The organism is Pseudoxanthomonas sacheonensis, from assembly GCF_010093305.1.
In the GTDB taxonomy this organism is placed as follows: Bacteria; Pseudomonadota; Gammaproteobacteria; order Xanthomonadales; family Xanthomonadaceae; genus Pseudoxanthomonas_A; species Pseudoxanthomonas_A sacheonensis.
Genome location: NZ_PDWS01000012.1, coordinates 1 through 18,758, shown reverse-complemented (window position 1 = coordinate 18,758; position 18,758 = coordinate 1). Strand labels below are relative to the sequence as shown.

Here is an 18,758-nt window from a genome sequence, read left to right as displayed (position 1 = left end):
TCCATAGCAGTTTCTACGAACCCCTGATTATACGGGGTTTGCCTGCTGGACCGGTTGGGGTTCCAGGACGGCCGGCCTGCCGCGATCAATGCGAATGATGCGGCGCGGCATCGTGCAGGTCGTGCCCGCAGGCCATGCCGCGTTCGATCTGCAAGGTGGCGTGGTTGATGCCGAAGCGGTGGTCCAGCGCATGCGTGGTGGCGTCGATGAAAGCATCGTGGTCCTGGTCTTCCGGACGCACCAGGTGCGCGGTGAGGGCGATCTCGTTGGCGCCCAGCGGCCAGATGTGCAAGTGATGGACCGCTTCCACCCCGGGTTGGGACGAAAGGAAGGCTTGCACTTCCGACTGATCGATGTGGGCGGGTACCGCATCCATGGCCGCGTTGAAGCTGTCGCGCAGCAGGCCGAAGGTACCGACCGCGATCACCACGCCCACCAGCAGGGCAATGGCGGGGTCCAGCCAAGCCCACCCAAACGCCAGCATGCCCGCGCCCGCCAATACCGCCGCCAGCGAGACCGCAGCGTCGGCTAACAGATGCAGGAATGCGCCGCGCTTGTTCAAGTCGTGCCCATGCCCGCCGCGCAGCAGCCACGCCGCGCCCAGATTCACGAAGATCCCTATCCCTGCGACCACCATCACCGGCATGGCCGGGATGGAGGGCGGTGCGCTGAAACGCCGGATGGCTTCCCAGCCCAGGGCCCCGGCAAACCCCATCAGTAGGATGGAATTGGCCAGCGGCGACAACAGCGTGGCGCGACGCCATCCATAGGTGTGGCTTTGGGTGGGCGGACGTTGCGCCAGTTTGGCGGCCGCCCAGGCCAGACCCAGCCCCAGCACGTCGCCCAGGTTGTGCAGGGCATCGGAGAGCAGGGCCAGCGAGTTGGTATGGAAACCATAGCCGGCTTCCAGGGCCGTATAGGCCAGATTGACCACGATGGCCCAGCCGAAGGCGTGCGTAGCGGAACCATGGGAGTGGGTGTGTGCCATGTGCGATAGCCTGGCTAATGCAGCTTGGCGGACACAATTACATCAGGAATCGGCCGGTGCCTTCCTCCTTTGAAAAAGGGGGATCGAGGGGGATTTGCTTTTGCTGTTGCTCGCCTTAGAGCAAGATCAAGAGCAAATCCCCCGTAGCCCCCTTTTGACCAGCCATTCGGCTGTTGAAAAGCGCTTCAAAGGGGGCGAAGCAAAATCTCGCTAGCTCGCAGCCTCAGCTGCGTCCTTTCACCAGCGTGCCGATGTTCTCGCCACGCAGTATGCGCATCAGGTTGCCCGGCACCGACAGGTCGTAAATGCGCAGCGGCACGTCGCTGTCGCGGCACAGGGCGAAGGCGGCGGTATCCATGACCTGCAGGTCGCGGCTCAGGACTTCGTCGTAGGTCAGCTGGTCGAAACGCACGGCATCGGGGAACTTGCCCGGGTCGCGGTCGTACACGCCGTCCACCTTGGTCGCTTTCAGCAGGAGGTCCGCGCCGATCTCGATCGCGCGCAAGGCCGCGCCCGAATCGGTGGTGAAGAAAGGATTGCCGGTACCGGCGGCGAAGATGGCGATGCGGCCCTTCTCCAGATGGCGCACGGCGCGGCGGCGGATGTAGTCCTCGCATACGTCGTTGATCTTCAGCGCGCTCATGACGCGCACGCGCGCGCCAAGCTTTTCCAGCGCGTCCTGCATGGCCAGCGCGTTGATCACCGTGGCCAGCATGCCCATCTGGTCGCCGGTGACCCGGTCCATGCCGCTGGCGGCCAGACCGGCGCCGCGGAAGATGTTGCCGCCGCCGATCACCAGGCCGATTTCGGCGCCGGCTTCGCGCGCCTCGATGATCTCGCGGGCGATGCGCCCGATCACGGCCGGATCGATGCCGTAATCTTCGGCGCCCATCAACGCCTCGCCGGAAAGTTTGAGCAGGATGCGGCGATAGGCGAGCGGAGCGGTCATGGGCATCTCTGGCGTGGGGGTAAACGCACACATTCTAGCCGAGGCCGCAACAGCCGTCAGGCCCGGGGTTCGTAGACCGCGTAGAGCTTGCGTGCTGGTTCCAGGACTTCCCACACGCCTTCGAAACCGGCAGGTATCACGAAGCTGTCGCCGGGCCGCAGCATTACGTCGCTGCCGTCGTCGCCGAGCAGTCGCACGCAGCCGTCGAGCAGGTGGCAGAACTCGTGCTCGGAGTAGCTGACCCGCCATGCGCCCACTCCGCCTTCCCAGATGCCGCAATGGAAAGCATTGCCCACGTCGGAGTAAGCATTGGCGATCGTCTGCATCGGCGCGCCCGCGACCAGACGCTCGCCGGCTACGGCTTCCGGCGTGCTGCCGGCGGTGTGATGCGGAATGCGGACGATGCCGGACATGGCCGAGGTTCCAGGGCAAGGAGGACTTATTATGTCGATCGTGGCGAATCGTCGCCCGTCCATCATCAAGGAGCGGATATGAGTGTACGTACCCTGCAGGAATTCCTGGCCGCGTCGAAGGAAAAAGACGTAGGCAGCGACGCTTTCGAACTGGAAAGCGCGCACATGCTCGAGGTGCGCCTGAACGGCATGGTCTGGGCCAAGGCCGGGTCCATGGTGGCGCGCAAGGGCAGCGTGAAGTTCACCCGCCAGGGCATCATGGAGCAGGGTCTGGGCAACCTGTTGAAGAAAATGGTCAGTGGCGAAGGCATGCAGCTGATGAAGGTGGAAGGCGAGGGCCGCGTGTACCTGGCCGACGCCGGCAAGAAGATCACCCTGCTGCGCCTGGCCGGCGAAGCGATCTTCGTCAACGGCAACGACGTGCTGGCGGTCGAGTCGGGCATCGAAAGCAAGATCACCATGATGCGCAAGGTGGCCGGCATGCTCTCCGGCGGCCTGTTCAACGTGCGCCTGAGCGGCAGCGGTATCGTCGCCATCACTTCGCACTACGAACCGCTGACCTTGCCGGTCAACGCCCAGACCGGCCCGGTGTTCACCGATCCCAACGCCACCGTCGCCTGGTCCGGCGGCCTGACCCCGGAAATCGTCACCGATATTTCCCTGGGCACGCTGCTGGGCCGCGGCTCGGGCGAAAGCGTGCAGCTGAGGTTCGCCGGCGAGGGCTGGGTGGTGGTGCAGCCTTACGAGGAAGTGGTGTTCCAGGCCAAGGAATGAAGTAGGTCGGGGCTACGTCCCCGACAAGGGTCATGCGCGCAACCGAAAATCAGGGCCGGTATGGACTTATGGCAAACATCGTGTCGGGGGCGTAGCCCCGACCTACACCAACAAAAAGCCGCGGAATCCGCGGCTTTTTTGCTTGCTGCGGGAAGCCGGCGCTTACGCCAAACCCGCCTGCTTCATCACTTCGGCGGCGTAGTCTTCCACCACCTTCTCGATGCCTTCGCCGACGGCCAGGCGCTGGAAACCCACCACTTCGGCGCCGGCGGCCTTCAGCACGGCTTCCACGTTCTGGTTGGTGTCCAGCACGTAGGGCTGGCCGTACAGGGTGACTTCGTTGACGATCTTGGCGATCTTGCCGCCGATGATCTTCTCCAGGATGTCGGCCGGCTTGGCCTTGTCCTTGTCGGTCATCTTGGCAAGCTCGATTTCCTTTTCCTTGGCCACGAAGTCGGCCGGCACATCGCTGGCCTTCACGTAAGGCGGATTCATCGCCGCCACATGCATGGCCAGGCCGCGCGCCAGTTCGGCGTCTCCGCCTTTCAGTTCGACCAGCACGCCGATCCTGCCGCCATGCACATAGGCCGCGACGTTATTGGCGCTGCCCACACGGGCCAGACGGCGGATCAGGATGTTCTCGCCCAGCTTGGCGATGGCGGCAGCGCGGGCTTCCTCGACGGTCTCGCCGGAAGCGACCTTGGCCGCCTTCAACGCGTCGGCATCGGCTGCGCCGGAGGACAGGGCGGCCTGGGCCACCGAATCGGCGAACGACAGGAAGTTGGTGTCCTTGGCGACGAAGTCGGTTTCGGAATTGATTTCGACCAGCACGGCCTTGCCGTCGGTCTGGGCCACGGCGATGCGGCCTTCGGCGGCGACGCGGTCGGCCTTCTTGTCGGCCTTGGCCAGGCCCTGCTTGCGCAGCCACTCGGCGGAGACGTCGATGTCGCCGCCGTTTTCGGTGAGCGCCTTCTTGCACTCCATCATGCCGGCGCCGGTGCGCTCGCGCAGTTCCTTGACCAGGGAAGCTGTGATTTCCACGGAATTACCTCGATATGCGTAGGGCGGGCCCAGGCCCGCCGTTATGAATTAACCGGCCGGTTCGGAGCCGGCCATTGTTGTGAAACCGCGGCGGGCCGGAACCCGCCTTTATGGATGGCGCAGCCACCACGCATCATGGCGTGGCGGCATGGCAATGCGATTACTCGGCGGCTTGGCCGTTCTCGGACTCGGCCTTGGTGCCGGCCTTCTTGGCCGGTGCGCGGCCGCGCGGCGCCTTGTTGGCGGGCTTGCCGTCGGCGCCCAGCTCCACGAACTCTTCCTCGCGCACGGAGGCCGAATTGGGAGCGGCGGCCTTGCCTTCCAGCACGGCGTCGGCGGCGGCGCGTGCGTACAGCTGCACGGCACGGATGGCGTCGTCGTTGCCCGGGATCGGGTAGTCGACCAGGGCCGGGTCGTAGTTGCTGTCGACCACGGCGATCACCGGAATGCCGAGCTTCTTGGCTTCCTTGATGGCGATGTCTTCATGGCCGATGTCGATCACGAACAGCGCGTCGGGCAGGCGGTTCATTTCCTTGATGCCGCCCAGCGAGGCTTCCAGCTTCTCGCGCTCGCGGCGCAGGCCCAGCACTTCGTGCTTGACCAGCTTGTCGAAGGTGCCGTCGGTTTCGCCGGCTTCCAGTTCCTTCAGGCGCGCCACCGACTTCTTCACCGTGGCGAAGTTGGTCAGGGTGCCGCCCAGCCAGCGCTGGGTCATGTACGGCTGGCCGCAACGCTGCGCTTCTTCCTTCATCGGCTCGCGCGCGCTGCGCTTGGTACCCAGGAACAGCACGGTGCCGCGCTTCTGGGCGATGCCGGAGATGAAGTTCATCGCGTCGCTGAACAGCGGCACGGTCTTCTCGAGGTTGATGATATGGATCTTGCCGCGGGCGCCGAAGATGTACGGCGCCATCTTGGGGTTCCAATAACGGGTCTGGTGGCCGAAATGGACGCCGGCTTCCAGCATCTGGCGCATGGTGACTTGGGGCATTGCAGTAACTCCTGATAGGGAACCGGCCGCCAGCTTTGGTAAAGGCGGTCGCCCGGCCGCAGTAGGCGGACAGGCGATGGTTCCGGGGTTGGGCCTCCCTGCGGCTTCCGTGTCCGAACCCCTTGATTCCGAAGGAATCGCGAGGCACCCCGGCACGGGCTGTGGCAGCAGGTGTGAATTCACCGGTGTCGCCCGGCGTGGGCGGTCTTGCGGGTTTGGCCCGACAAAGCCGCGGAATTATAGCCGTCCGTAGCCGCCAGGCGCAAACCAGACCGCATGCGGGGTAAATAGCGCAGCGCTGGGGTCAGCGCTGCCTGCGCGCGCCTATCTCCACCCGTGCCGCCTGCCGGACCACCACCTGCACTACTCGCTGGGTCGCCGCGTCGTCGATGTACCAGGGCAGCGGCAGGTTGTCAGGTACCACGGTCAGGCGATGCGCACCGGCGGCGACCCGCGGGAATTCGAAGTTGCCCAGACTGTCTGTGCGCGCCGCGTAGCGGCCGTCCAGCAGCACGGTGACGTTGGCGGCGGGTTGCTCCGAGGCGGCGCGGACGCCATCGCCGTTTTCGTCCAGATACAAGCTGCCGGCCACCGAGCCGGCGGGCCCGCTGGAGCCGCCGCCCAGCATCGCCTGCGGCCGCCCGGCGCTGCGTTCGTAACGCAGAGTCAGGAATACCGAACGGTCGCGGGGCAGCGAGATGAAAGGGGTTTCGGTGACCAGCGGATCGAGGATGAAGGGAGACCGCTGGGACCCGGTGCTCTGGTAAAGCGCCGCATTCACCGACCAGCGCGGAGTCATGCGCCAGTTCACGCCCAGGTTGAAATCGGTACCGCGCACCGCGCCATCGCCGTCGCCATGGGTCCAGCGCGCGCTGCCGTCGATCGACAGGCGCTCGCTTATGTCGCGCCCGCCATACAGCGAAAGCGTGGCGGCGCGGGTCGCTTCGTCCTGGTTTTCGTAGTGCAGTTCGCCGTAGGCCAGGGAGGCCGAAAGGCGGGTGCCCTGCTGCAACGGCAGCGCTTGATCCACGCTGACCTGCCAGCTTTCCTGGCCGCCGTCGGCGCCGGCCTGGTCGATTTGCACGCGGGTCTGGCCCCAGGCGGTGCTCTTGTCCAGGAACAGCTGCGCGCTATGGGCGGTGTCGCCGGAACGGCGCAGATTGAGGCTGGCGCCGTACCCGAGCGTGCTGTCGGCCTGGTAACGCGCATATCCGGTGGCGTAAGTGCCGTCGAAGCCGGCGCCGGAGATGGATTCGATGCGGTCCACGCTGGCGTTCCAGATCCAGCGCGCGTACTGATAGGCGATGCGGTAATAACCGCCCTGGATATCGTTGTTGATCGGCAGCGCGCCCCAGGCCAGGTCGGGCTGCAAGCGGTATCCGCCGTAGTTGTGCGTGTAGCGTCCGCGCCGCGCGCTGGCGTCTATCCATACACCCGCAGCGTCGCCGATGTCGCTGTCGCTGGCCAGCAGATTCAGCTGCACGCTGTCGCGTTCGCCCTGCCAGGCGGTAGCGGCGTACAAGGCCTGGGTGTCGCCCTGTTCGAGCACCGCTTCGCCGCGGTCGTCCGGCACGATACGGCCATGGGTGCCAAGGAACGATGCGGTACCGCTCCACTGCGGCGACCATTGCCATTGCGCGCCCAGCGAAGCCGCCTCGCCGTCGGCCAGTTCGAAGCCCACCATGCGGGTGCCGTTGTACAGGCCGGCTCGGCCGAAGGAGCCTTGCACCAATAGTCCGCGCCGGTCGTCCTGCCATTCGCTGCTGACGCCTGCGAAGGCCACGGTGGGCAGGTAGAAACGGTACTGGCTGCGTTGCAGCGGGGTCGATGGGGTGTTCAGCACGCCGAGTCCGTTGTTCACGCGCCAGCTGCCATTCAAATACAGATCGCGTTGCCACAGCGTGGCCGCGCCTCCCAGTCCGCCTTGACTGCCCTGCAGTCCGTCGAAACGCTTGCGGTCGCTGTCGAACAAGGTGGCGTCCAGCGAGAACGCGCCCCAGTCCGCGGTTTCCCAATGGCCGCCCGCGGAAATTCCATACTCGTCGTAGCGGTCGCCGCCACGCTCATTGCGGCTGGCGAGCAGTTCGATGCGAAAAGACCGCGGCAATCCGCCGCTGTCTTGCCCGGCTTCTTCGTCCGGCGGCAATTCCTGCAGGTTGTCCGGCGCGATGATCCGGTCGCGGTACGCCGGAGCGTCCCCGGCCTGCGCATATGCGGTGCGCATCGCCAGAATGCCGGCGATGCACAGAGCAAGCGCCAGGCGCGGATGTCCATTGCGCGGATTCATCGCGACAGGGTCGTCTCGATATCCAGATGCTGCCCGCCCCAGTCCAGGCGGCCCTTCAGCTGCACGGGGTAGGTCAGCGTCGGAGCGGGCGCGTCCTCGCTGTCGCCTTGCGGCGTGAGCGGAATTTCGCGGGTTTCGCCGGGGAGGATGGGCAGGGTGGAGGGGGCGAAGGCGTAGGTCTTGCCGCTGCGGTCCTTGCCGTCGACGAAACCCTGCAGGCGCGCGTGCGCGTTGCCGTTATTGCGTACCGACAGCACCGGCAGCAGTCGTCCATCGACCGTCTGCAATTTCTGGTCGGCGATCGCCAACTGCGCGGCGGCATCGCCAAGGGTGAGATAGACGATGACGCCGATGCGTCCGGACACCGGAATGGCGACGCCGCCATCCACGCTTTCCGGGTCGCCTTCGATCATGATCGCGAAGCGGCATTCGCCGCTGGGCGCATCGGCCGGCACCGCCACTTCGAAGCGGTAGCGCTTCTTGCCGTTGGCGGCCATGTTCAGTCCGTCCGCTTCCAATCCCACCCACGGGCGGCAGCTTCCCGGCGCCAGCGCCTCGGAGAATTGCACGGTGTCGTCCGCTTGCAGCGTCCAGTCGGCGGTCTTCACCGTGTAGTGCGCGGGGTTGTCGGAAACATTGGTGATTTCGATGACGTTGCGGTAGGTCTCGCCGGGCTTGGCGCTGTCTTCGATTCGCGGCGGCGAAACCAGGGCGGAGAATCCTTGTCCCCAGGCCAGACCGGGCGCCATGCAGCAAAAGGCGATGAAGATCCGTCGGAGGCGGCTTTGCGTAGGCATCAGGGCGTTCCCAAATCGATTTCGAACGCGAACGCCAGTTGCTCGTCGCGGCGGAGTTTGCGTCCATCGGCCTGGATCGCCAGGCGCAGGGTGTCTTCCAGGGTGTCGGTCTGAATCGGACCGGTGTAGACCAGAGTGCGCTCCCCGCTGTGCAGCTCTCCGGGCAGAAGACGCCCTTGGGTGCTCCAGCGGGTGGCGATCGCAGCGCCCGGCCGCGGCGGAACGGTCAGATAGATGCGCGCCTGGCGGCCCTTCCAGGGCGACACATCCAGGCGTACGGCCACGGCGATTTCGCCGGTGACGTTCGAATCCAATTGGCCTCGCCCTGCCGGAGGCTGCGGTTTGAGGCGCAAGGTGCCGCCCAGCACCTGGCTGGCGCTGTCGTCCACCCGGTAGGTCTGCGCCATGGCCGGAGCGATGCAGGCCGCGGCAACGGCAGCGGCCGCAATGGCTGCGAAGAACGGTGCGTGACGGCTCATGGCACGGTCAGCGTGTAGGTCACGCGCCCGTTGTAGACGCCAGAGGCCACCACGTTGTTGTTGCGATAGGAAAAGGAGTGGCAGCTTTCGCGCCAGGTATTGACCGGGAAGCTCGCCAGGGTCTGGGTGCCGCCGGTGAATGCGCCTGACGGGAACGGTTGCGCGCCGGTGTCGCCGTTGCCACTGCTGGTCCAGGTGATCTGCGAGAAGGGAATGCTGTCGCCAGCGGCGTTGGTGAGGCTGGCGGGCGCGGTCACGCTCAAAGTGCCGGTGCCGCCCGCAAGCAAGCCGCCGCGATTGAAGCCGCCCACGTAGATTTCCGCCGGAACATTGCAGAACGCGAAACCGTCGTAATTGCTGTTCGGCTGGGTGCCGTTGCCGGTCATCGCCAACGCGGTGCCGTTGCCCAGCTGGGCCGCAGGCACGGCGACCGACACCAGATTGATGCCGCCGCCGTTGCCGGGCGTGCCGTTGCTGGTGAAAGTGCCGGTATAGACGCCGTTGCCGACCCGCAGATAGATCGACGGAGTAAGCCCATTGGAGATGTTGACGGTGAAGCCATGCGCTGTCGGCGCGGCCCCGGCGAGAACCAGGGAGCAGAGCGCCGCAGAGATTGAAGTTCGTCGTTTCATGCGGGACTCGGGAAGCAAAAAAAGGGAGCCGGTTACCAACAGCCGGCTCCCCCCAGACCTGGCGGACGCAGCAGTTACGGCATCGAAGCGGTGTAGGTGACGCGACCGTTGTTGACGCCCACGCCACCGTAAGTGCCCGGCGCCGCGACGGCGCTGTTGGCGTAGGTGTAGGTCCAGCGCGCATCGCGATTCACCACTTTGCCGGTGACCGGGGTCAGGGTCAGGGTGCTGGTGGCGCCGTCGACCAGGGCCGGGTGCGGCAGCGCCGTCGGCGAGGTCAGGGCCGCTACCGCGGTGCCGATCTGCCCATAAGAGATCGTGTCGCCCGCGCCATTGCCCAGCGCACCCAGAGTGGTGGAGGTGAAGGTGACGTTGCCGTTGTTGCCCACTACCTTGGCGGTCACGGTACCGTTGCCGACGTCGCCCGAACCGGCGGTAGCGGCCACAGGGGTGCCATCGCCGAGGTTGGCGGCCGGAACGTTGAAGGTGATCAGGTTGATGGCGGCGTTGGTAGTGAAATCGGCACCGGTACCGACGCGCAGGAACAGGATTTTGGGAACGGTGATCTGGAAGTCCAGACGGGCGGAGGCGGTGATCGGAGTGCCGGTGCCGGTGGTGTAGGTGGATTCGGCGTTGGCCATCATCGGCATGACAGCCAGAGCGGCAGCGGCCAAGAGGGTCTTGGTGGAAATACGCATGTTCGATTGATCCTTAAAGGGAGTTGGGAAGAACTGAAATCGGTTGCCAGGTTCAACAAGTGCTTGGCGATGCCCGAAAGGCAATCGTCGGTTTAAATCCCTTTAGAATCAGGCTGATGCCGGCTTCGGGAGGGGTGTAAGCAGAACTCATGCCAACTCCCCTGAATCACCCCAGCAGCCCCCGTGACCAGCGTCCCGGCAGGAAACTAGTGTGAATTATTTACACACAGATACGAGAACCATGTCTCACATTTTTTCAAAATGTGACGCTGTTCGTCATTTAAATGCGTTTCGCGGCCCGGTTTTGTGAGCGCACGCCGTCGCTACAGCGCGTGTAGCGGGAAAGATCGGTGCCGACCGTCGCTCAATGGGCCCGAAGGCCCGTGAGCCTTGCCTGGCGGGGGCTTTGTTCAGGAGCAAAGCGAAATCGGCGATAATCCACTTATGGCCATCACCCTTAAAACCCCTGAAGACCTAGAGCACATGCGCGTTGCCGGCCGTCTGGCCGCCGAAGTGCTCCAGGTCGTCGCCCCCTACGTGAAACCGGGCGTGACCACGGCCGAACTGGACCGGGTCTGCCACGACCATATCGTCAACGTGCAGCACGCCATCCCCGCCAATGTCGGCTACGGTGGCGGCCATGGGCGCATCCCGTTCCCGTTCACGGTCTGCACCTCGGTCAACAACGTGATCTGCCATGGCATGCCCAGCGAGGGCAAGGTGCTGAAGGACGGCGACACCGTCAATATCGATGTCACCGTGATCAAGGACGGCTGGCACGGCGACACCAGCCGCATGTACTACGTGGGCACGCCTTCGGTCATGGCCAAGCGTCTGGTGGAAACCACCCGTGAGGCGATGTTCCGCGGCATACGCGCGGTCAAGCCGGGCGCCACGCTGGGCGATGTCGGCCATGCCATCCAGGAATACGCCGAGTCGCAGCGTTTCAGCGTGGTGCGCGAATACTGCGGCCATGGCATCGGCAAGGTCTATCACGACGAGCCGCAGGTGCTGCACTACGGCCGGTCTGGCGACGGCGTGGTGCTCAAGCCCGGCATGACCTTCACCATCGAGCCGATGATCAACGAAGGCACGCGCTACACGCGCCTGCTGCCCGACGGCTGGACCGTGGTCACCAAGGACCGCAAGCTTTCCGCGCAGTGGGAACACACCGTAGCGGTGACCGAGGACGGCGTGGAGATCCTGACCCGGGTACCGGGCGACGACAACGATCTGTGAGCACCACGGCAGCCGCAAAAGAAACTGGAGCGCGGCCGCCGGGTAGCGAAAGCGATGTGGCCTGGTCGGCGCAGGCGCGCGCCGCGCTGAACGGCTCCGACGCCAAACTGGCGAAACGTTTCGACCAAGGCGAAGAAGTGGACCGCCTGGTCGCGCTGCGCGCGCGCGCGGCCGACCATCTTCTGAAGGACGCCTGGTCGCGCTGCATCCCCGCCGAGGCGCCGCTGGCCTTGTTCGCGGTCGGCGGCTACGGGCGCGGAGAGCTCTTCCCGCAGTCCGATATCGATCTGCTGGTACTGGCCGACAGCGACGCCCAGCAAGCGCAGCACGCTGCGCTTTCGCGTTTTTTCGCGATGCTGTGGGACGCCGGTTTGCCGGTCAGCCATGCGGTGCGTTCGCCCGGCCAGTGTACCGAGGCCGCGTCCGACCAGACAGTGCTCACCGCCTTGATCGAATGGCGCGCGCTATGCGCCGACGAAGCGGCGCAGGCGACGCTGGCGGCGGCGATCTCTCCGCAGCAGGTCTGGCCACCGCGCGATTTCTTCGTGGCCAAGCGCGAGGAGTTGCGCCTGCGCCATGCGCGTTTCGGCGATACCTCGGAGAACCTGGAGCCCAACCTCAAGGATGGGCCCGGCGGCCTGCGCGATCTGCATACGCTGGGCTGGATGGCGCTGCGCACTTTCGGCGTGCGCGAACTGGAGCCGTTGATCGGCCTGAGCCATGTCGGTCCCGACGAAGCGGCCGCGCTCGCGCGCGAGCGCCGTGCGCTCGGCCGCCTGCGCTACGGGCTGCACCTGGTCGCCGGGCGTCCGGAAGAGCGTCTGCGTTTCGATTACCAGAAGACCCTGGCCGAACGCCTGGGCTTCGCCGACGACGAGGAAACCCTGGGCGTCGAGAAGATGATGCAGGGCTTCTACCGCAGCGCGGCCATCGTGCGCCGGGTCAGCGACCGTCTGCTGCAGCGGTTCGAAGAGCAGTTCGATGGCGAGGCGCTGCCCGAACCTTTGGACGATTCCTTCGCCCTGCGCCGCGGTTACCTGGCTGCGCGCGACACGGCCTGGCCGCAGGCCGATATCTCCCAGGTCTTCGCGCTTTTCGCCATGTGGGCGGCGCATCCGGAAGTGAGGGGGCTGCACTCGCGCACCGCGCGCGCGCTGGCCGAATCGCTGACGCGGCTGCCGTCGTTCGAAGTCGCCACCGCGGCCCAGCGCGCCGGTTTCATGGCCTTGCTGCGCGCGCCGCGGGCCGTGGAAACGCTCACCCGCATGGCCCGGCTCGGCGTGCTGGGGCAGTGGATTCCGGCATTTTCCCGGGTGTCGGGGCGGATGCAGTTCGACCTTTTCCATGTCTACACCGTGGATCAGCACACGCTGATGGTGTTGCGCAACATCGCCGCGTTTTCGTCGGGCCGGGCCGACGAACGTTTTTCCATCGCCCACGAAGTGTGGCCGCGCTTGCGCAAGCCGGAGCTGCTGCTGATTGCCGGCCTTTTCCACGATATCGCCAAGGGTCGCGGCGGCGATCATTCCGAACTGGGTGCGGTGGACGCGCGCGAATTCTGCGCGGCGCACCGACTCAACGAGGGCGACACTGCGCTGGTCGTCTGGCTGGTCGAGCAGCATCTGCGCATGTCGATCACCGCGCAGAAGCAGGATATCTCCGATGCGGAAGTGATCCATCGTTTCGCCACGCTGGTGGGCGACCGCGAGCGTCTGGATTATCTGTATCTGCTGACCTGCGCGGATATCGCCGGCACCAGCCCGAAGTTGTGGAACGCGTGGAAGGACCGCTTGCTCGCCGATTTGTACTTCGCTGCGCGTCGGGTATTGCGCGAGGGCCTGGAACGGCCGATCGCGGCCGACGCGCGGATGGAAGAGGCGCGCGAATCGGCGCGCGCGCTGATGGCGGTGCAGGGCTTCGACGCGGCTACCGCCGACGCGCTGTTCGCGATCATGCCGGAAGAGGGTTTCCTTCGTTTCCGCCCCGAACAGATCGCCTGGCAGGCCAGCGCGTTGCGCAACGTGGCCCCCGGCGAAACCCGGGTGCGCGTGCGCCGCATCGCCGACGACGGCAATGCGCTGGAAGTCTTCGTGCATTCGCCCGACCGCAGCGGCCTGTTCGCCGCCATTCTGGCGACGCTGGACCGCATGGGTTTCGGCATCCACCAGGCGCGCGTGCTCGATGGCCCGCACGGCACCATCTTCGATACCTTCGAAGTCCTGCCCGCCGACAGCTACGCCAGTTCCGATCCCGCCGAAGTCGAAGCCGGCCTGGGCGACGCGCTGGATGGCCCGCTGGAGAAAGTGCGCACCTCCCGCCGCGCGGTACCCCGGCAGCTCAAGCACTTCCGCTTCGCACCGAAAATAGAATTCGGCGGCACACCCGATGGGCGCCGCACTTTGTTGAGTCTGGTGGCGCCCGACCGCCCCGGCCTGCTGTCCGATGTGGCGCAGGTGTTGCGCGCGCAGGGGCTCAACGTGCACGACGCGCGCATCGCCACTTTCGGCGAGCGCGCCGAAGACTTGTTCCAGATCACCGACGCCAACGGCCGGCCGCTCGACGAACGGACCCAGCAGGCCTTGCGCGATGCCCTGCGGACCAGTTTCGAAAACATCCCTTAGATCGCAAAGACAGGAACCAGATGACCAGCCAGATCCACGATGACGCAGCACTGAGAACCCTCATCGAAGACGCGTTCGAGCGGCGCGCCGACCTGGCCGCTGGCGAGATAGAAGCTTCCGTGAAGCCTGCGGTGGAGCGCGCGATCGCCGGTTTGGAATCGGGCGGTTTCCGTGTCGCCGAGCCGGGCGACGGAGGCAAGTGGAAAGTCAACGAATGGCTCAAGAAAGCGGTGCTGCTGTATTTCCGCGTCAACGACATGGCGGTGATCGATTCGCAGCCAGCGCCGTTCTGGGACAAGGTCGAATCGCGTTTCGCAGGCTACGACCAAGCGCGCTTCCGCGAAGCCGGGGTGCGCGTGGTGCCGGGCGCGGTAGCGCGCCGCGGCACGTACTTCGGCAAGGACGTGGTGCTGATGCCCAGTTTCGTCAACATCGGCGCCAACGTGGGCGAGGGCACCATGGTCGATACCTGGGCCACCGTGGGCTCCTGCGCGCAGATCGGCAAGCATTGCCATCTGTCCGGTGGCGTCGGCATCGGCGGGGTGCTGGAACCCTTGCAGGCGTCGCCCACCATCATCGAGGACCATTGCTTCGTCGGCGCGCGCTCGGAGGTGGTGGAGGGCGTGGTGGTCGGCCATCACAGCGTGATCGGCATGGGCGTATTCCTGGGCCAGTCCACGCGGATCTACAACCGCGCTACTCGTGAAGTTTCCTACGGGTATGTGCCGCCGGGGAGCGTGGTGGTGTCCGGTTCGCTGCCAGCGGCGGACGGGTCGCATTCGCTGTATTGCGCGGTGATCGTGAAGCAGGTGGATGAGAAGACGCGGTCCAAGACTTCGATCAATGAGTTGTTGCGGGGATTGGCGGACTAGGTTCCTCCCTTCTCCCATTGGGAGAAGGTGGCGCGGAGCGCCGGATGAGGGTGCGGCGGAGCCCGTGATATCCGGACCATATGGACTTCGCCGCACCCTCACCCCAACCCCTCTCCCACTGGGAGAGGGGCTCTAAATCGCAGGAGCTTCATGACTACCTTATTCGGACTGAAAAACTGCGACACCTGCAAGAAAGCCACCAAATGGCTGGACCGCTTCGGCGTGACGTATTCGTTCGTCGACTACCGCGACGACAAACGCACCCCGGAAACCTTGCTGGAGTGGTCTAAGCAGGCCGGCGGCTGGGACGCGTTGATCAACAAATCCTCGACCACCTGGCGGCAATTGCCTGAGAACCGCAAGACGCCAGGTTCCGACGCCGAATGGAAGCTGCTGCTGAGGGAATACCCGCAGTTGATCCGCCGCCCCGTGGTGGTGACGGACGATGGAACGATGACGCAGGGCTTCAGCGACAACGGCTTCAAGCAGCGCTTCGGGATCGGGAAATGAGCGATGTCCTCGCGCTGACCAGCGAGTTGATCGGCCGCCGTTCGGTAACGCCGCGCGATGAAGGTTGCCAGGAACTGATCGCCGTGCGTCTGCAGCGCGCCGGCTTCGCCTGCGAGCGCCTGCGCTTCGGCGAAGTGGACAACCTGTGGGCCACGCATGGCAGTGGATCGCCGGTGCTCGTGATGCTTGGCCACACGGATGTGGTGCCGTCCGGGCCGGTCGAAGATTGGGCCAGCGATCCGTTCCAGCCGACGGTCCGCGATGGCGTGTTGTACGGGCGCGGCGCCGCCGACATGAAAGGCAGCGTGGCCGCGTTCGTGGTCGCGCTGGAGCAGTTCGTCGCAGCGCATCCGGAACACGCGGGCACGGTCGCGCTGCTGGTCACTTCCGACGAGGAAGGCGATGCGATCGACGGAGTTCGCCGCGTAGCCGACACCTTCCGCGCGCGCGGCCAGTCCATCGACTGGTGCATTACCGGCGAGCCGTCCTCGACCCGCAAGCTCGGCGACCTTCTGCGCGTCGGCCGGCGCGGCACGCTGTCGGCTACGCTCACCGTGAAGGGCATCCAGGGTCACGTCGCTTACCCGGACAAGGCGCGCAATCCGATCCACCAGGCCCTGCCGGCACTGGCCGAACTCGGTGCGCGGCGTTGGGACGAAGGATACGAAACCTTTCCGCCTACCAGCCTGCAGATCTCCAACTTCAATGCCGGCACCGGCGCCAACAACGTGATACCGGGCGAAGCGAAGGTGCTGTTCAACCTGCGCTACAACCCGCACTGGAATGCGGCGCAGCTGGAAACCGAGATCGGCACTGTGCTCGACCGTCACGGCCTTGAGTACGAGTTGCACTGGCACCGTGGCGGCGAACCTTTCTATACGCCAGAAGGCCGACTGCGTGCCGTCGCACGCGAGGTATTGGGCGGGTTCGCCGGTGCCGCTCCCGAAGAAAGCACCGCGGGAGGCACCTCGGACGCGCGCTTCATAGCGCCGCTGGGCGCTCAATGCATCGAGGTTGGCCCGGTCAACGCCAGCATCCACAAGGTGGACGAGAACGTATCGGTTGCGGATCTGGAGGCGTTGCCTGCGCTTTACCGGCGACTGATCGAGAGATTGTTGCTGCCGTAACCTTTTTTTGCTGCTTCTAACCCTTCTCCCGTCGGGAGAAGAGCCTGCCCCGTACTTGATACGGGGTGCCCGAACGGCGGACGCTGCGCAGCAAGCACCCTTGGGGTGTGAGGGTAGGGCGAAGTGAGAGTGGTGAAGAACTATTCTAGTTCCGCGTTCGGTTGCAGCAATTCCACTCCGCCGTACCCTCACCCCAACCCCTCTCCCGAGGGGAGAGGGGCTAATCAGGGCTTGCCAGCCGCTCTTCAACCGGTTAGTTTCAATCCATGCCCAGCGCTTCCGCCTCCGCCCGCTCCAATTCCAACCGCCGCAATAATGCGCGGACGAATAATCGTGCGCGGCCGATGCGGGTCTGCGACTAGGCGAACAGGAACAAGCCGAACCGACAGGAAACCCGCATCGCGAGATGCGGGTTTTTTCGTTTTGCCCCTTTAGAATTTCATCCCAGGAGTTTCCCCATGTGTTCCATCTTCGGTATTTTCGGCCTGCAACCGGGCGACGACCTGCAGGGCCTGCGACGGCAGGCCCTGGAACTCTCGCAACGGCAGCGCCATCGCGGTCCCGACTGGAGCGGCGTCTATACCGATGAGGGAGCGATCCTGGTGCACGAGCGCCTGGCCATCGTCGACCCGGCCGGCGGCTCGCAACCGTTGCGTTCGGCCGATGGCGAACTGGCGCTGGCGGTGAACGGCGAGATCTACAACCACCGCGAGCTGAAGAAGGAATTGAAGCAGCCGTATGAGTTCCTGACCGGTTCGGACTGCGAAGTCATCAATGCGCTGTACCGCGAAGACGAACCCGTGTCCTTCCTCAACCGGCTCAACGGCATCTTCGCCTTCGCGTTGTGGGACAAGCTGCGCAAGCGCGCACTGATCGCACGGGATCCGATGGGGGTCTGTCCGCTGTACTGGGGCCATGACCGCGAAGGACGGCTGTGCGTGGCTTCGGAAATGAAGGCCATCAGCGGCCTTTGCGCCGATGTGGCCCAGTTCCCGCCGGGACACTATTACGACAACGTGAGCGGCGAACTGGTCAAGTACTACCAACGCCCCTGGCGGGACTACGACGCGGTCGCCGGCGTGCAAGTGGACAAGCAGGAACTGCGTGAAGCGTTCGAACGCGCCGTGCATCGCCAGCTGATGACCGACGTGCCCTACGGCGTGCTGCTGTCCGGCGGCCTCGATTCGTCGCTGGTCACCGCGGTGGCTGCGCGCTACGCGCGCCATCGCATCGAGGAGGACGACAAATCGGAAGCCTGGTGGCCGCGGTTGCATTCTTTCGCCATCGGCTTGAAGGGTTCTCCCGACCTGGCGGCGGCCGAGGTCGCCGCCAAGGCGCTGGATACCGTGCACCATGGTTTCGAATACACCTTCGAAGAAGGCCTGGATGCGCTGCCGGAGGTGATCCGCCATATCGAAACCTACGACGTCACCACCATTCGCGCTTCCACGCCCATGTACCTGCTGGCGCGGCGGATCAAGGCGATGGGGGTGAAGATGGTGCTGTCGGGCGAAGGATCGGACGAAATTTTCGGCGGCTATCTCTATTTCCACAAGGCGCCGAACGGGCGCGAGTTCCATGAAGAACTGGTGCGCAAACTCGATGCGCTCTACAACTACGACTGCCTGCGCGCCAACAAGTCGATGATGGCCTGGGGCGTGGAGCCGCGCGTGCCGTTCCTGGACGTCGAGTTCATGGAAGTGGCGATGAAGATGGACGCCAAGTACAAAATGATCGACAAGAGCTCGAAGGGTCCGGAGCGCATGGAGAAAGGAATCCTGCGGGCGGCGTTCGAAGGCTATCTACCCGATTCCATCCTCTGGCGGCAGAAAGAGCAGTTCAGCGACGGCGTGGGCTATGGCTGGATCGATGGGTTGAAAGCGCATGCCGAAGCGCAAGTCAGCGATCGCGAACTGGCGGCGGCGGCGAAACGGTTCCCGATCAATTCGCCGTTGACCAAGGAGGCTTATTACTACCGCAGTCTGTTCGAGGAGTTTTATCCCAGTCCGGCAGCCGCGGAAACCGTGCCGGGCGGCAAGTCGATCGCCTGTTCGTCGCCTGCTGCGATCGCGTGGGATGCGAGTTTCGCTAGCGCGGCCGATCCGTCTGGCCGGGCGATTGCGGGGGTGCATAACGCGGCGTTGTGATTTGCTTTCCTTCTCCTCTCGGGAGAAGAGCCTGCCCCGTACTTGATACGGGGTGCCCGAACGGCGGACGCTGCGCAGCAAGCACCCTTGGGGTGTGAGGGTAGGGCGAAGTGAGAGTGGTGAAGAACTATTCTAGTTCCGCGTTCGGTTGCAGCAATTCCACTCCGCCGTACCCTCACCCCAACCCCTCTCCCGA

General features: G+C 65.0%; 17 protein-coding genes. 7 read left to right on the top strand and 10 right to left on the bottom strand.

Annotated features, from left to right (window positions below; all coding sequences use genetic code 11):
* Positions 1-85: 85 nt before the first annotated feature.
* The 3 genes from CSC73_RS11295 to CSC73_RS11285 all read right to left on the bottom strand — a co-directional run bounded on the left by CSC73_RS11295 (position 86) and on the right by CSC73_RS11285 (position 2,350).
* The gene (locus CSC73_RS11295) at positions 86-988 is read right to left on the bottom strand and encodes a cation diffusion facilitator family transporter (protein ID WP_163840538.1); all 903 of its coding nucleotides are present in this window, start codon (positions 986-988) and stop codon (positions 86-88) included.
* A 223-nt stretch (positions 989-1,211) separates the two neighbouring features.
* The gene (gene pyrH / locus CSC73_RS11290; RefSeq protein WP_163840537.1) at positions 1,212-1,937 is read right to left on the bottom strand and encodes a UMP kinase; all 726 of its coding nucleotides are present in this window, start codon (positions 1,935-1,937) and stop codon (positions 1,212-1,214) included.
* Positions 1,938-1,993: 56 nt separating this feature from the next.
* Positions 1,994-2,350, bottom strand: coding sequence for a cupin domain-containing protein (locus CSC73_RS11285; protein ID WP_163840536.1), 357 nt, complete (start codon positions 2,348-2,350; stop codon positions 1,994-1,996).
* Positions 2,351-2,428: 78 nt separating this feature from the next.
* On the opposite strand from CSC73_RS11285, the gene CSC73_RS11280 reads away from it, so the two are divergent.
* Positions 2,429-3,124: an AIM24 family protein gene (locus tag CSC73_RS11280; protein ID WP_163840535.1), complete on the top strand. Its 696-nt coding sequence runs from the start codon at positions 2,429-2,431 to the stop codon at positions 3,122-3,124.
* A gap of 162 nt (positions 3,125-3,286) precedes the next feature.
* On the opposite strand, the gene tsf is transcribed toward CSC73_RS11280, so the two are convergent.
* The 7 genes from tsf to CSC73_RS11245 form a co-directional block, all read right to left on the bottom strand.
* Positions 3,287-4,165, bottom strand: coding sequence for a translation elongation factor Ts (tsf, locus tag CSC73_RS11275; protein ID WP_163840534.1), 879 nt, complete (start codon positions 4,163-4,165; stop codon positions 3,287-3,289).
* 160 nt (positions 4,166-4,325) lie between these two features.
* The gene (gene rpsB, locus CSC73_RS11270) at positions 4,326-5,153 is read right to left on the bottom strand and encodes a 30S ribosomal protein S2 (RefSeq protein ID WP_163840533.1); all 828 of its coding nucleotides are present in this window, start codon (positions 5,151-5,153) and stop codon (positions 4,326-4,328) included.
* A 304-nt stretch (positions 5,154-5,457) separates the two neighbouring features.
* Positions 5,458-7,440 carry a carboxypeptidase-like regulatory domain-containing protein gene (locus tag CSC73_RS11265; protein ID WP_163840532.1) on the bottom strand — a complete coding sequence of 661 codons (1,983 nt, stop codon included), beginning with the start codon at positions 7,438-7,440 and terminating at the stop codon, positions 5,458-5,460.
* On the bottom strand, positions 7,437-8,237 hold the full coding sequence (locus tag CSC73_RS11260; protein ID WP_163840531.1) for a COG1470 family protein: 801 nt from the start codon (positions 8,235-8,237) through the stop codon (positions 7,437-7,439). The genes CSC73_RS11265 and CSC73_RS11260 overlap by 4 nt, the downstream gene beginning before the upstream one ends.
* Complete coding sequence (locus CSC73_RS11255) at positions 8,237-8,716, bottom strand: hypothetical protein (protein WP_163840530.1); 480 nt, start codon at positions 8,714-8,716, stop codon at positions 8,237-8,239. Before CSC73_RS11255 ends, CSC73_RS11260 begins: the two co-directional genes overlap by 1 nt.
* Positions 8,713-9,348 carry a hypothetical protein gene (locus tag CSC73_RS11250; protein WP_163840529.1) on the bottom strand — a complete coding sequence of 212 codons (636 nt, stop codon included), beginning with the start codon at positions 9,346-9,348 and terminating at the stop codon, positions 8,713-8,715. Before CSC73_RS11250 ends, CSC73_RS11255 begins: the two co-directional genes overlap by 4 nt.
* 74 nt (positions 9,349-9,422) lie before the next feature.
* The gene (locus tag CSC73_RS11245) at positions 9,423-10,046 is read right to left on the bottom strand and encodes a hypothetical protein (RefSeq protein WP_163840528.1); all 624 of its coding nucleotides are present in this window, start codon (positions 10,044-10,046) and stop codon (positions 9,423-9,425) included.
* Positions 10,047-10,490: 444 nt separating this feature from the next.
* Between CSC73_RS11245 and map the strand changes: the two genes are divergently transcribed.
* From map to asnB, 6 genes are all read left to right on the top strand, one after another.
* The gene (gene map / locus CSC73_RS11240) at positions 10,491-11,285 is read left to right on the top strand and encodes a type I methionyl aminopeptidase (RefSeq protein WP_163840527.1); all 795 of its coding nucleotides are present in this window, start codon (positions 10,491-10,493) and stop codon (positions 11,283-11,285) included.
* Positions 11,282-13,906, top strand: coding sequence for a [protein-PII] uridylyltransferase (gene glnD / locus CSC73_RS11235; RefSeq protein ID WP_163840526.1), 2,625 nt, complete (start codon positions 11,282-11,284; stop codon positions 13,904-13,906). Before map ends, glnD begins: the two co-directional genes overlap by 4 nt.
* 20 nt (positions 13,907-13,926) lie before the next feature.
* A complete protein-coding gene (gene dapD, locus CSC73_RS11230; protein WP_163840525.1) occupies positions 13,927-14,778 on the top strand; it encodes a 2,3,4,5-tetrahydropyridine-2,6-dicarboxylate N-succinyltransferase in 852 nt (283 codons plus the stop codon).
* Positions 14,779-14,928: 150 nt separating this feature from the next.
* Positions 14,929-15,288 (top strand): Spx/MgsR family RNA polymerase-binding regulatory protein, encoded by a 360-nt coding sequence (locus CSC73_RS11225; RefSeq protein ID WP_163840524.1) that lies wholly within the window; start codon positions 14,929-14,931, stop codon positions 15,286-15,288.
* Positions 15,285-16,415, top strand: a complete 1,131-nt coding sequence (gene dapE / locus CSC73_RS11220; protein WP_163840523.1) for a succinyl-diaminopimelate desuccinylase — start codon at positions 15,285-15,287, stop codon at positions 16,413-16,415. Before CSC73_RS11225 ends, dapE begins: the two co-directional genes overlap by 4 nt.
* 458 nt (positions 16,416-16,873) lie before the next feature.
* The gene (gene asnB / locus CSC73_RS11215; RefSeq protein ID WP_163840522.1) at positions 16,874-18,562 is read left to right on the top strand and encodes an asparagine synthase B; all 1,689 of its coding nucleotides are present in this window, start codon (positions 16,874-16,876) and stop codon (positions 18,560-18,562) included.
* The last annotated feature ends 196 nt before the right edge of the window (positions 18,563-18,758 follow it).

Excerpts from the sequence above, each read along its gene's own strand:
- CSC73_RS11280 (WP_163840535.1), top strand. The coding sequence starts at position 2,429 with ATGAGTGTACGTACCCTGCAGGAATTCCTGGCCGCGTCGAAGGAAAAA.
- CSC73_RS11225 (WP_163840524.1), top strand. The coding sequence starts at position 14,929 with ATGACTACCTTATTCGGACTGAAAAACTGCGACACCTGCAAGAAAGCC.
- map (WP_163840527.1), top strand. The coding sequence starts at position 10,491 with ATGGCCATCACCCTTAAAACCCCTGAAGACCTAGAGCACATGCGCGTT.
- CSC73_RS11250 (WP_163840529.1), bottom strand. The coding sequence starts at position 9,348 with ATGAAACGACGAACTTCAATCTCTGCGGCGCTCTGCTCCCTGGTTCTC.
- CSC73_RS11285 (WP_163840536.1), bottom strand. The coding sequence starts at position 2,350 with ATGTCCGGCATCGTCCGCATTCCGCATCACACCGCCGGCAGCACGCCG.
- pyrH (WP_163840537.1), bottom strand. The coding sequence starts at position 1,937 with ATGACCGCTCCGCTCGCCTATCGCCGCATCCTGCTCAAACTTTCCGGC.
- CSC73_RS11295 (WP_163840538.1), bottom strand. The coding sequence starts at position 988 with ATGGCACACACCCACTCCCATGGTTCCGCTACGCACGCCTTCGGCTGG.
- rpsB (WP_163840533.1), bottom strand. The coding sequence starts at position 5,153 with ATGCCCCAAGTCACCATGCGCCAGATGCTGGAAGCCGGCGTCCATTTC.
- CSC73_RS11245 (WP_163840528.1), bottom strand. The coding sequence starts at position 10,046 with ATGCGTATTTCCACCAAGACCCTCTTGGCCGCTGCCGCTCTGGCTGTC.
- dapE (WP_163840523.1), top strand. The coding sequence starts at position 15,285 with ATGAGCGATGTCCTCGCGCTGACCAGCGAGTTGATCGGCCGCCGTTCG.
- CSC73_RS11260 (WP_163840531.1), bottom strand. The coding sequence starts at position 8,237 with ATGCCTACGCAAAGCCGCCTCCGACGGATCTTCATCGCCTTTTGCTGC.
- dapD (WP_163840525.1), top strand. The coding sequence starts at position 13,927 with ATGACCAGCCAGATCCACGATGACGCAGCACTGAGAACCCTCATCGAA.
- CSC73_RS11255 (WP_163840530.1), bottom strand. The coding sequence starts at position 8,716 with ATGAGCCGTCACGCACCGTTCTTCGCAGCCATTGCGGCCGCTGCCGTT.
- asnB (WP_163840522.1), top strand. The coding sequence starts at position 16,874 with ATGTGTTCCATCTTCGGTATTTTCGGCCTGCAACCGGGCGACGACCTG.
- CSC73_RS11265 (WP_163840532.1), bottom strand. The coding sequence starts at position 7,440 with ATGAATCCGCGCAATGGACATCCGCGCCTGGCGCTTGCTCTGTGCATC.